The organism is Streptomyces sp. NPDC037013 (assembly GCF_055607265.1).
The window spans coordinates 440,041-451,360 of sequence record NZ_JBVJRV010000006.1; the positions used below are offsets into that span (position 1 = coordinate 440,041).

An 11,320-nucleotide genomic window follows, 5' to 3' on the forward strand; every position below is an offset into this window, starting at 1 on the left:
GCCCGGCTCGTCTGGAAAGATGGGGGCGACGATGACGTCGCCCCCTTAGGTCAGGGCCAAGCACACACCCGCACATCACAAGGAGCGGACACATGCCCATCGCAACCCCCGAGGTCTACGCCGAGATGCTCGACCGGGCGAAGGCAGGCAAGTTCGCCTACCCGGCGATCAACGTGACCTCCTCGCAGACCCTGCACGCGGCCCTGCGCGGCTTCGCGGAGGCCGAGAGCGACGGCATCATCCAGATCTCCACCGGTGGTGCGGAGTTCCTGGGCGGCCAGCACAACAAGGACATGGTGACGGGCGCCGTGGCCCTCGCCGAGTTCGCGCACATCGTCGCCGCCAAGTACGACATCACCGTCGCGCTCCACACCGACCACTGCCCGAAGGACAAGCTGGACGGGTACGTGCGTCCGCTGCTCGACGTCTCCGCCGAGCGCGTCAAGGCCGGCCGGAACCCGCTCTTCCAGTCGCACATGTGGGACGGCTCCGCCGAGACCCTCGCCGACAACCTGGCCATCGGCCAGGAGCTGCTCGCGAAGGCCGCCGCCGCGAAGATCATCCTCGAGGTCGAGATCACCCCGACCGGCGGCGAGGAGGACGGCGTCACCCACGAGATCAACGACGAGCTGTACACGACCGTCGACGACGCGCTGCGCACCGCCGAGGCCCTGGGCCTCGGCGAGAAGGGCCGCTACCTCCTGGCCGCGTCCTTCGGCAACGTCCACGGCGTCTACAAGCCGGGCAACGTCGTCCTGCGCCCCGAGCTCCTCAAGGACCTCCAGGAGGGCGTCGGCGCCAAGTACGGCAAGCAGTCCCCCTTCGACTTCGTGTTCCACGGCGGCTCCGGCTCCACCGCCGAGGAGATCTCCACCGCCCTGGAGAACGGCGTCGTGAAGATGAACCTCGACACGGACACGCAGTACGCCTTCACGCGTCCGGTCGCCGACCACATGTTCAAGAACTACGACGGCGTCCTGAAGGTCGACGGCGAGGTCGGCTCGAAGAAGACGTACGACCCGCGCACCTGGGGCAAGGCCGCCGAGGCGGGCATGGCCGAGCGCGTCACCGAGGCCTGCGCGAACCTGCGCTCCACGGGCACGCGGCTGAAGTAACGCCTCCGGCGTCCGTACGGGCCCGGTACCCCTTCCGCGGGGTGCCGGGCCCGTCTGCGTGTCCGGTCTGCGCATGGCGCAGACTTGGGCTCATGGCCATTCACAAGGATCTGCTCGGGGGACCGCCCCCGACCCACCTGCCCGACGACCCGGAGCCGCGCGAGCTGCTCGCGAACGGCACGGCACCCGCCGACGTCGCCGCGAAGTACCCCACGTCCTCGCTCGCCTGGGCCCAGCTCGCCGACGAGGCGTACGAGCGGGGCAGCGTCGTCGAGTCGTACGCGTACGCCCGCACCGGCTACCACCGCGGCCTGGACGCGCTGCGCCGCAGCGGCTGGAAGGGCCACGGCCCGGTGCCGTGGGAGCACGAGCCGAACCGCGGCTTCCTGCGCGCCCTGCACGCCCTCGCGCGGGCCGCGCAGGCGATCGGCGAGCAGGAGGAGTACGAGCGCTGCGCGGGCTTCCTACGGGACTCCTCGGAGACCGCGGCGGTGACGCTCGGCTGACGTGAGCGGGGGTCCGGGGTGCTGTCACTCCCCGGGCCCCTGTCACGGGGGCTGTGCCCCCGGACCCCCCTTTTCGGCCTGGACGGCCTCGTCCTCAAACGCCGGACGGGCTGAATCGCTCAGCGCAGGGTGCTCAGGAGGCTCGCGTCGTACGGGGTCGCTTCGGTGAGGCGGCCCGTCAGGGCCTTGTCCGCCCACTGGGGGTCCGCGATCAGGGAGCGGCCCACCGCGATGACGTCGAACTCGTCCCGTTCCATGCGGTCCAGGAGCAGGTCGATGCCGGTGGACGTGGCCTTCGCGGCGAAGCCCTGCGGGCCCACGAACTCCTTGTCGAGGCCGACCGAGCCGACGGAGAGCGTGGCCTTTCCGGTGAGCTTCTTGACCCAGCCCGCGAGGTTGAGGTCGGCGCCGTCGAACTCGGGGAGCCAGTAGCGGCGCGTGGAGGCGTGGAAGGCGTCGACGCCCGCGGCGGCCAACGGGGCGAGCAGGGCGTCGAGTTCGGCCGGGTCCGTGGCGAGCTTGGCGTCGAAGGCGTACGCCTTCCACTGCGAGAGCCGGAAGATCACCGGGAACGACGGCGAGACCGCCGCGCGCACCGCCTCGACGATCTCCGCGGCGAAACGGGTGCGGGACGCGAGGTCGCCGCCGTAGCCGTCGGTGCGGCGGTTGGTGGTGCCCCAGAGGAACTGGTCGATCAAGTAGCCGTGCGCGCCGTGCAGTTCGACGCCGTCGAAGCCGATCCGCTCGGCGGCGGCCGCGCTGTCGGCGAAGGCGCCGATGACCGCGTCGATGTCGGCGCCCGTCATCGCCCTGCCCTTGGCGGCGCCGTCAAGACCGAGGCCGGAGGGGCCCGCCGGGGGCGCGGCGGGCACCGGGCCCTGGCCCTCGTCGCGGGTGGCGCCGACGTGCCAGAGCTGCGGGACGATCTTGCCGCCCGCCGCGTGGACCGCCTCGGCGACCCGCTGCCAGCCCGCGAGCGCCGCCTCGCCGTGGAAGCGCGGGACGCGGTGGCTGCTGCCCGCCGACGCGTGGTCGACATAGGTGCCCTCGGTGACGATCAGGCCGACGCCGCCGGCGGCGCGGCGGGCGTAGTACTCCGCCACGTCCGTGCCGGGCACGCCGTCGGGCGAGAACTCACGGGTCATGGGCGCCATGGCGATGCGGTTGCGCAGGCTGAGGCCGTTGATGTCGAACGGGCGGCCGAGGATCCGCGCGGCGCGTGAGGTGGCGGTTTCCGTGGCTTCCATGGGGGCTCCTGGAGTTCTGCGGGGTTTCCGGCGCGAACAGAGGCAGACGCCTCTGACAGCACTGTAAGCCTTTTGCTCATGTCGACGCCAGGACGGGTACCGTGGACGGCATGAACTGGCCCGCGACCGAGCGCCTCCTTCTGACCGCCGCGCCCGGCGGCCTCGCCCTCGTCCAGGAACTCCTGAACACCGCGCCCGCCGGCCTTCCCGACTCCGTCGACCTGCTCGCCGACGGGGCCCTCGACCGCGCCCAGGAGTGGGCCGACGAGGCGGTGCGGTCCTGGGCCGCCGCGACGGGCCGGGGCGAGGCCCGCCTGGAGCTGACCGCCGAGGACCTGCCGAAACTGCGCTGCCTGCGCGACCAGCTGCGCCGGGCGCTCGCCGCGGAGGACGGGGACGCGGGCGCGGTGCGCTTCACCTCCGCACCGGTGGTGGTCGAGCTCTCCGGGGACGGCGCGCTCTCCGTGGAGCCGGAGGGCGCGGGCGCGCGCTGGCTGGCCTCGGCCGTCCTCGCCGAGGGGCTGCTCGCCCAGGCCACGGGCGTCTGGCGGCGGCTGAAGATCTGCCGCAACGCGTGCTGTGCCGCCGCCTTCTACGACCGCTCCCGCAACAACAGCGGCGTCTGGCACTCGGTGCGCGGCTGCGGGAACGCCGCCCACCTGCGGGCCTGCCGGGAGCGCCGCCGACGTACCTGACAGCAGCGTCTCGCGATTGCTGCTGTACGCGGTCGGCGGGGGCCTTGCCGATCGCGGGAAAGTTGCAGAAGATTCCCGTGGGGACCGGGGCCCCCGTGCCGGTAACGGCAGGGGCGGACCGCTACCCGGAGTACGTATCGAGGAGACAGCGATGTCCCCAGAGACGCATGAAGCACCCCACGAGGAGCGCGCGGCGTCCACCGAGGTCGACGAGGCGGAGAGCCCGAACCTCGACTTCGCGGGAACCACCCCCTACGAGGACTACGTCCAGGCGGACGTCCTCACCCACCTCCAGCACCTGCGCTCGGACGACCCCGGCGAGATGGTCTTCCTGGTCACCACCCAGGTCATGGAGTTGTGGTTCACGGTGATCGTCCACGAGTGGGAGACCGCGGCGCACGCCCTGCGCCGGGACGACATCCCCGTGGCGCAGAACGCCCTCAAGCGCAGCCTGCGCGAGCTGGAGGCCCTGAACGCCTCCTGGCAGCCGCTCGCCCAGCTCACCCCCGCCCAGTTCAACTCCTACCGCGGCTCGCTCGGCGAGGGCTCCGGCTTCCAGTCCGCGATGTACCGCCGCATGGAGTTCCTGCTCGGCGAGAAGTCCGCGTCCATGCTCGTCCCGCACCGCGGCGCCCCGCGCGTCCACGCCGAGCTGGAGAAGGCGCTGCACGAGCCGAGCCTGTACGACGAGGTGCTCGGCCTCCTCGCCCGCCGCGGCTACGCGATACCCGACGCCGTCCTGCACCGCGACCTCTCCAAGAGGTACGAGCCCTCGCCCGAGGTCGAGGCGGTCTGGACCGAGCTCTACTCCGGCGACGAGAGCGGTGAACTGGCCCGCCTGGGCGAGACGTTGACGGACGTCGCCGAGCTGGTGTGGCGCTGGCGCAACGACCACCTGGTCGCCACCCGCCGCGCGATGGGCGCCAAGACCGGCACGGGCGGCTCCGCCGGGGTGGCCTGGCTGGAGAAGCGCGCGCAGAAGAACGTCTTCCCCGAGCTGTGGACTGCGAGGAGCCATGTCTGACCTGCGGGCCGAGGCAAAGGCTCTGGACGCCGGGGACCAACTCGCCGCCAAACGCAAGGAGTTCGTCCTCGACGACACCGTCTACCTGGACGGCAACTCCCTGGGCGCGCTCCCCGCCCACGTGCCCGGACGCGTCGCGGACGTCATCGGCCGCCAGTGGGGCGAGCTGCGCATCCGCTCCTGGGACGAGAGCGGCTGGTGGACCGCGCCCGAGCGCATCGGCGACCGCATCGCGCCGCTGGTCGGCGCCGCCCCGGGCCAGATCGTGGTCGGCGACTCCACCAGCGTCAACGTCTTCAAGGCGCTGGTGGCCGCCGTCCGCATCGCCCGCTCCGGCGGCCCGACCGGCCCCCCGGACGAGGGGCGCGACGAGATCGTCGTCGACGCCACGACGTTCCCCACGGACGGGTACATCGCCGGGTCGGCGGCCCGCCTCACCGGCTGCCGGCTGATCCCGGTGGCCCCCGCCGACGTCCCCGGCGTCCTCGGCGGGCGCACGGCGGCCGTCCTGCTCAACCACGCCGACTACCGCACCGGCCGCCTGCACGACCTGCCGGGGCTTACGGCGGCGGTCCACGCGGCGGGCGCCCTCGCCGTCTGGGACCTGTGCCACACGGCGGGCGCCCTGCCGGTCGGCCTGGACGAGCACGGCGTGGACCTCGCGGTGGGCTGCACGTACAAGTACCTGAACGGCGGCCCGGGTTCGCCCGCCTACCTCTACGTACGAGAGGCGCTCCAGGACCGCTTCGACTCCCCGCTGCCCGGCTGGAACTCGCACGCCGAACCCTTCGGGATGCGGCCGGAGTTCGAGGCGGCCGACGGGGCGCTGCGCGGCCGCGTCGGCACCCCGGACATCCTGTCGATGCTCGCCCTGGAGGCCGCGCTCGACGTCTGGGACGGCGTGTCCGTGGAGGAGGTGCGGGCCAAGTCGCTCGCCCTGACGGACTTCTTCCTGCGGTGCGTCGGCGCGTACGTGCCCGCGGGCCGGGTCGTCTCCCTCACGCCCGCCGCGCACGCCGAACGCGGCAGCCAGGTCGCGCTGCGCTGCGAGGGCGCCGGTGACGTGATGCGGCGCCTGATCGAGCAAGGCGTGGTCGGCGACTTCCGCGCGCCGGACGTGCTGCGGTTCGGATTCACGCCGTTGTACGTCTCGTTCGGCGATGCCGAGCGGGCCGCCCGGGTACTGGCGAAGACGCTGGACTGATAGCGTCCGGCGGATCTTGCTCCCGCTTTTCCGCGCCGGAAGAGCGGGAGCGGTCCCGCCAGCCGCCGCACTGCCGTTGAGAGGTTGCCGCATGCCGGACGACGCCGCCGTGGCCCGCGATGCCGCCGAGGCCGATGCCGCCTTCGCGCATCCCGCCGTGGAGCCGGACACCACCGCCGCGTACGGGGACCACCCCGACCAGGTCGTCGACTTCTACGCCCCCCGGGGCGACGCGGACCGTCCCGCGCCGCTCGTCGTCCTCCTGCACGGCGGCGCGTGGCGAGCCCCCTACGACCGGCGGCACGTCACCCCCTTCGCGGACTTCCTCGCCAGGAAGGGCTTCGCGGTGGCCAACGTCGAGTACCGCAGGGGCAGCCCGATCCCCGCGCAGGGCGGCACCGCCCCCGTCGCCGGACGCTGGCCGGAGACCTTCGACGACGTGGCGGCCGCCCTCGACGCCCTGCCCTCGCTCGTACGGACCGCGCTGCCCGGCGCCGACCCGCGCCGCACCGTGGTGACCGGCCACTCGGCCGGCGGCCACCTCGCGCTGTGGGCCGCCGCACGCCACCTGCTGCCCGCCGACGCGCCCTGGCACACCGAACGCCCCGTGCCCCTGCGCGGCGTCGTCGCGCTCGCCCCGATCGCGGACCTCCGGCTCGCCGAGGAACTGGCCGTCTGCGGCGGCGCGTCGGCCCAGCTCCTCGGCGGCGCCGCCCGGTTCGAGGAGCGGCTGCCGTACGCGGACCCGGCGGCGCTGCTCCCGACGGGCATCGCCACGACCGTGGTGCAGGGCCGCACCGACATCACGGTGCCGCAGGCGGTGGCCGAGGCGTACGCCGACGCGGCCGCGAAGGCGGGCGAGGTCGTGGGACTCACGCTCCTGGAGGACGTCGGCCACTTCCCGCTGATCGACCCGGCGGCGGACGCCTGCGCGGTGGTCGCGGAGGAGATCGCGCAGCTGGCGTTCTGACCGGTCCCCGGCCTACCCCTGCGGGCCCCGAGTAGTACCTGGGACGGATGCCGGGGAACCCCTCTCGCTATGGACGACCCGGCGGCGCCGCCCCCGTACCGTCGTAGAGGTGACCGAGAAGACCGAGCCGCTCGCGGCCAGAGGCCAGAGAAGCCCCGAGTACCGCCTGGTGGCGGGCGCCGTCGGCGGCCTGCGCCAGACGCTGTTCCACGACGCCTTCGCCTACCGCCCGCTGCCGCCCAGGGGCACGGACGGCCCCGTCGGCGGCCACCTGCCCCGGCGGATACGCCGGTACGCGGGCTGGGCCCCGCACGCCCTGGTGGGGGCCGCCGCCCTCATCACCCTGCTCCTCGCCTTCGGGACGGGAGGCGTCGGCAACCACCTCGCGTACGCGGTGACCGGGCTGATCCCCGCCGTCGCCATCCTGATGACGCTGGTCAGGCCGGTCGGCGCCTTCTGGATCGCGCTGCTCTCCACGCCCTTCACCGGCGCCCTCGGGAACACCTGGGACGGCTGGCCGTGGACGCCCGCCGCGTTCTTCGCGCACATCGTGGTGATGGTCGTGGTCACGGCACGCACCGGACCGCGCACCGCCGCGTGGATGTGGCTGACCACGGCGGCGTACTCCGTGGCGGTCCAGGTGTTCCTGGGCGGCCCCGACAGCGACAGCGCGGAGATGCTCTTCTTCTCGGCGCTCGCGCTCCTGGTCACCACCGTGGCGCACGTGCGCCGCGAGGCGCAGCGCGAGGTCACCGTGCAGCGCACCGTCACCGCCATCGAGCGCGACAAGCGCACCCTCCTGGAGGAGCGCACCAACATCGCCCGCGAACTGCACGACGTCGTCGCCCACCACATGTCGGTCGTCGCCATCCAGGCGGAGGCCGCCCCCTACCGCGTGGAGAACCCGCCGCCCGAGCTGGAGCAGGCCTTCGTGACCATCCGCGAGAACGCGGTGGCCGCCCTCACCGAGCTGCGCCGCGTCCTCGGCGTCGTACGGGCCGAGGACTACGAGGCGCCGGACGCCCCGCAGCCCACCCTCGCCGACCTCGACCGGCTCCTGGACAACGTCCGCGACGCGGGCCTGACCGTCGACAAGGTGGTCACCGGAGCCGTCCGCGAGCTGCCGCAGGGCGTGGAGCTCTCCGCGTACCGCATCGTGCAGGAGGCGCTCAGCAACAGCCTGCGCCACGCGCCGGGCGCCCCGGCCCGCGTCGAGGTCGGCTACGTCCTCGGCGGCCTCGGCCTGCGCATCGTGAACGGCCCGGCGACCGGCCTGCTCAAGCCGTCCCCGGGCGCCGGACACGGCATCACCGGCATGCGGGAGCGCGTCACGATGCTGAACGGCGAGATGACGGCGGAGCCGACGGCGGACGGCGGCTACGAGGTCACCGTCTTCCTGCCGGTGGCCCACGCGGACCGGCTCGGAGAGGACCTGTCATGACGATCCGCGTCCTCATCGCCGACGACCAGATGATGGTCCGCGAAGGTTTCTCCGTCCTGCTCAACGCCATGCCGGACATCGAGGTCGTCGGCGAGGCTGTCAACGGCCGCGAGGCGGTGCGCCGGGTGCGCGAACTCGCACCCGACGTCGTCCTGATGGACATCCGCATGCCCGAGCTGAACGGCATCGAGGCGACCCGCGAGATCGTCGCCTCCGCCGGCACGGACGGCTGCAAGGTCCTCGTCCTGACCACCTTCGACCTCGACGAGTACGTCTACCAGGCGCTGCGCGCGGGCGCCTCCGGCTTCCTCCTCAAGGACGCGTCGGCACGCCAGCTCGCCGACGGCGTACGGGTGGTGGCCTCCGGCGAGGCGCTGCTCGCGCCGACCGTGACGCGCCGGCTGATCACGGAGTTCTCGAAGCTGGCCCAGACGCCGAGACTGCCGGCGTCGGTCCAGGCCCAGCAGTACGGCGAACTCACCGAGCGCGAGACGGAGGTCCTCGTCCTCATCGCACAGGGCCTGTCGAACGCGGAGATCGCCGCACGACTGGTGGTCGCGGAGTCGACCATCAAAACGCACGTCAGCCGGGTCCTGGTGAAACTGGGGCTGCGCGACCGGACGCAGGCGGCGGTGTTCGCGTACGAGGCACGCCTGGTCACACCGGGCTGAGGGACTGTTCACCGAACCACGGCGGGACTAGCGTCACGCCATGGACGCACCCTTCGACGCGGCGACCGTCTTCACCCCCGCTTCCCCGGAGTTCCTGGCCGACCCCTACCCGGCGTACGAACGGCTGCGGGAGGCGGGCCGCGTCCACTACTGCGCGCCGACCGACCAGTGGCTGGTCCCGCACCACAAGGACGTCGCGGCCCTGCTGCGCGACCGGCGCCTGGGCCGCACCTACCTGCACCGCTTCACCCACGAGGAGTTCGGCCGCCCGGCCCCGCCGCCCGAGCACGAGCCGTTCCACGTCCTCAACGACAACGGCATGCTCGACCTGGAGCCACCCACGCACCCCCGCGTCCGCCGCCTGGTGTCGAAGGCGTTCACCCCGCGCACGGTCGAGGGACTCCGCCCGTACGTCGAGGGGCTCGCGGACCGCCTGGTGCGCGACCTGGTGGCGGACGGCGGCGGCGACCTGGCGGCCCGCGTCGCCGAACCGCTCCCCGTCGCCGTGATCGCCGAGATGCTGGGCATCCCTGAGGGCGACCGCCCGCTGCTCCGCCCCTGGTCGGCGGCGATCTGCGGCATGTACGAGCTGAACCCGCCCGACGAGACGGCCCGCCGCGCGGTCCAGGCGTCGCTCGAATTCAGCGCCTACCTCAGAACGCTGATCGCGGCCCGCCGGGAGAAGCCGGGCGACGACCTCATCTCAGGCCTGATCGCGGCGTACGAGGACGGACGGTCCCTCACCGAGCAGGAGATGATCTCGACCTGCGTGCTGCTGCTCAACGCCGGGCACGAGGCGACGGTGAACGCCACGGTCAACGGCTGGTACGCACTGTTCCGCAACCCGTCCCAACTGCTGGCCCTCCGCGCGGACCCGAAAACCCTGGCCCCCCGGGCAGTCGAGGAACTGCTGCGCTACGACACCCCGCTGCAACTCTTCGAGCGCTGGGTACTGGACGACATCGAGATCGACGGTGTGACCATCCCGCGCGGCGCGGAACTCGCCCTCCTCTTCGGCTCCGCCAACCACGACCCCACGGTCTTCACCGCCCCCGCCACCCTGGACCTCACCCGCCGGGACAACCCGCACATCTCCTTCAGCGCGGGCATCCACTACTGCATAGGCGCCCCTTTGGCCCGCATGGAACTGACGGCATCCCTACAGGCCCTCCTCCACCAAGCCCCCACCCTCACCCTCACAGAGCCCCCACCCCGCAAACCGAACTTCGTGATCCGCGGCCTGAAGGAACTCCTCGTACAGGTGTAGCGACCCGTACCCGCCCCCGAGACGGGAGGGGACGTGGGGGTATGTGCGAACGGAGCACCGAGCAAACACTGGCGCCTTCGTCCGCACGGCGTGGCGCAGGGATGGCGAGTACGCACATACCCCCGCGGCCCCGCACCACGGAACCCCGGCCGAAAACCACCCGCAGCCGCCGAAGCACCACACCCCCCACCCACCCTTCACGCGCCAACCACCACCCCGGGGTCACCGAGGCAAAGTCAGCCCCCAGGCCAGCGGCCGTACGGTCCACGTCCGCGTCCGCACAGGCCCCGCCACCACCGCGTCCGCCCGGTACCGGAAGTCCGCCCCCGACACCGTCACCGTCCGGGCCCGCACCCGTACCGGCGCCGCCTCCGCGCCCACCGACAGAGGCCGGACCTCCACCTGGGCCAGCCCGCCGTGGACCGAGGTCACGCGGACGCCCTCGACCGGCTGGTCCAGGTCGACGAGGACCACACCGTCCGCCTCGACCCGCAGCCGCGTGGTGCCGCGCCCCGCGCCACCGCCCGGCCGCGCGGGGCGCGCCGCGAGGGTACGGACAAAGGACTGGCAGGTACGCAGCCAAGCGTGCCCTTCAGCGGGAGCCGCCACCCGGGACGCGGCCCCGGCAACATCCAGCCCACCACCGCCACCACCCAGGGCCCCACCGCCACCGGTCACACCACCCGCAACCCCGTCGGCCCCGGCGACACCCGCCGCCACCCCGGCACTACCCCCCGCGCTCCCCGCCCCCACAGGAGGAATTCGCAGATCCCCCAACACCACCCCATCACTCTCATCCACCAACAGATCGAGCCGCCGCTCGACCCCCTCCAGAACCGCCCGCGCCGCCGCCACCGCCCCCACCGGCACCCCGAGCCCCCGCGCGAGCGTCTGCGCCGCGCCCACCGGAACGACCGAGAGCGCGCACCCGGCGAGCTCCCGCTCCCGGTGCAACGTGCCGACCGCCCGCAGCAGCGCCCGGTCGTCCCCGATCACCACCAGACGCCGCGCACCCCTCCTGGCCAGCGCTTTCGTGAAGTCCTCGGGCCCGTCCGGCAGGCAGACCCGGACCGCCGCACCCGCGCCGAGCACGTCCTTCGCGATCCGTACCGACTCACCGTCCGTGCGCCGGGCGACCGGGTCGATGACGACTAGGAGCTGGTCGCGAGCCGACAAGGTG

11 protein-coding genes are annotated in these 11,320 nt (G+C 73.1%); 9 read left to right on the forward strand and 2 right to left on the reverse strand.

The genetic code is table 11. From position 1 onward, the window contains the following. The first annotated feature begins 92 nt into the window (after positions 1-92). Positions 93-1,115: a class II fructose-bisphosphate aldolase gene (gene fbaA / locus ACZ7DY_RS24245; protein WP_471138318.1), complete on the forward strand. Its 1,023-nt coding sequence runs from the start codon at positions 93-95 to the stop codon at positions 1,113-1,115. Positions 1,116-1,207: 92 nt separating this feature from the next. Then, positions 1,208-1,621, forward strand: coding sequence for a DUF3151 domain-containing protein (locus ACZ7DY_RS24250; protein WP_471138319.1), 414 nt, complete (start codon positions 1,208-1,210; stop codon positions 1,619-1,621). A 119-nt stretch (positions 1,622-1,740) separates the two neighbouring features. Here the strand turns inward: ACZ7DY_RS24250 and ACZ7DY_RS24255 are convergent, their stop codons facing one another. Further along, the gene (locus ACZ7DY_RS24255; protein ID WP_471138321.1) at positions 1,741-2,868 is read right to left on the reverse strand and encodes an NADH:flavin oxidoreductase; all 1,128 of its coding nucleotides are present in this window, start codon (positions 2,866-2,868) and stop codon (positions 1,741-1,743) included. 110 nt (positions 2,869-2,978) lie between these two features. On the opposite strand from ACZ7DY_RS24255, the gene ACZ7DY_RS24260 reads away from it, so the two are divergent. The 7 genes from ACZ7DY_RS24260 to ACZ7DY_RS24290 all read left to right on the forward strand — a co-directional run bounded on the left by ACZ7DY_RS24260 (position 2,979) and on the right by ACZ7DY_RS24290 (position 10,140). After that, positions 2,979-3,563, forward strand: a complete 585-nt coding sequence (locus ACZ7DY_RS24260) for a CGNR zinc finger domain-containing protein (RefSeq protein WP_471138322.1) — start codon at positions 2,979-2,981, stop codon at positions 3,561-3,563. Between the two features lie 151 nt (positions 3,564-3,714). Then, positions 3,715-4,587 carry a tryptophan 2,3-dioxygenase family protein gene (locus ACZ7DY_RS24265; protein WP_471138324.1) on the forward strand — a complete coding sequence of 291 codons (873 nt, stop codon included), beginning with the start codon at positions 3,715-3,717 and terminating at the stop codon, positions 4,585-4,587. Then, complete coding sequence (gene kynU / locus ACZ7DY_RS24270) at positions 4,580-5,791, forward strand: kynureninase (protein WP_471138326.1); 1,212 nt, start codon at positions 4,580-4,582, stop codon at positions 5,789-5,791. The genes ACZ7DY_RS24265 and kynU overlap by 8 nt, the downstream gene beginning before the upstream one ends. A 91-nt stretch (positions 5,792-5,882) precedes the next feature. Then, positions 5,883-6,761: an alpha/beta hydrolase gene (locus ACZ7DY_RS24275; RefSeq protein WP_471138327.1), complete on the forward strand. Its 879-nt coding sequence runs from the start codon at positions 5,883-5,885 to the stop codon at positions 6,759-6,761. A gap of 109 nt (positions 6,762-6,870) precedes the next feature. Next, complete coding sequence (locus ACZ7DY_RS24280) at positions 6,871-8,202, forward strand: sensor histidine kinase (RefSeq protein WP_471138329.1); 1,332 nt, start codon at positions 6,871-6,873, stop codon at positions 8,200-8,202. Continuing rightward, entirely contained in the window at positions 8,199-8,873 is a 675-nt protein-coding gene (locus tag ACZ7DY_RS24285) for a response regulator (RefSeq protein WP_471138330.1), read from the forward strand. The genes ACZ7DY_RS24280 and ACZ7DY_RS24285 overlap by 4 nt, the downstream gene beginning before the upstream one ends. Positions 8,874-8,913: 40 nt before the next feature. Beyond that, positions 8,914-10,140, forward strand: a complete 1,227-nt coding sequence (locus ACZ7DY_RS24290) for a cytochrome P450 (protein WP_471138332.1) — start codon at positions 8,914-8,916, stop codon at positions 10,138-10,140. Positions 10,141-10,362: 222 nt separating this feature from the next. On the opposite strand, the gene ACZ7DY_RS24295 is transcribed toward ACZ7DY_RS24290, so the two are convergent. Beyond that, positions 10,363-11,316: a diacylglycerol kinase family protein gene (locus ACZ7DY_RS24295; RefSeq protein ID WP_471138333.1), complete on the reverse strand. Its 954-nt coding sequence runs from the start codon at positions 11,314-11,316 to the stop codon at positions 10,363-10,365. Positions 11,317-11,320: the final 4 nt, after the last annotated feature.

What these genes read in the sequence shown, in the direction of transcription:
- ACZ7DY_RS24285 (WP_471138330.1), top strand. Translation starts at nt 8,199, where the DNA reads ATGACGATCCGCGTCCTCATCGCCGACGACCAGATGATGGTCCGCGAA.
- ACZ7DY_RS24265 (WP_471138324.1), top strand. Translation starts at nt 3,715, where the DNA reads ATGTCCCCAGAGACGCATGAAGCACCCCACGAGGAGCGCGCGGCGTCC.
- ACZ7DY_RS24275 (WP_471138327.1), top strand. Translation starts at nt 5,883, where the DNA reads ATGCCGGACGACGCCGCCGTGGCCCGCGATGCCGCCGAGGCCGATGCC.
- ACZ7DY_RS24290 (WP_471138332.1), top strand. Translation starts at nt 8,914, where the DNA reads ATGGACGCACCCTTCGACGCGGCGACCGTCTTCACCCCCGCTTCCCCG.
- fbaA (WP_471138318.1), top strand. Translation starts at nt 93, where the DNA reads ATGCCCATCGCAACCCCCGAGGTCTACGCCGAGATGCTCGACCGGGCG.
- kynU (WP_471138326.1), top strand. Translation starts at nt 4,580, where the DNA reads ATGTCTGACCTGCGGGCCGAGGCAAAGGCTCTGGACGCCGGGGACCAA.
- ACZ7DY_RS24260 (WP_471138322.1), top strand. Translation starts at nt 2,979, where the DNA reads ATGAACTGGCCCGCGACCGAGCGCCTCCTTCTGACCGCCGCGCCCGGC.
- ACZ7DY_RS24250 (WP_471138319.1), top strand. Translation starts at nt 1,208, where the DNA reads ATGGCCATTCACAAGGATCTGCTCGGGGGACCGCCCCCGACCCACCTG.
- ACZ7DY_RS24255 (WP_471138321.1), bottom strand. Translation starts at nt 2,868, where the DNA reads ATGGAAGCCACGGAAACCGCCACCTCACGCGCCGCGCGGATCCTCGGC.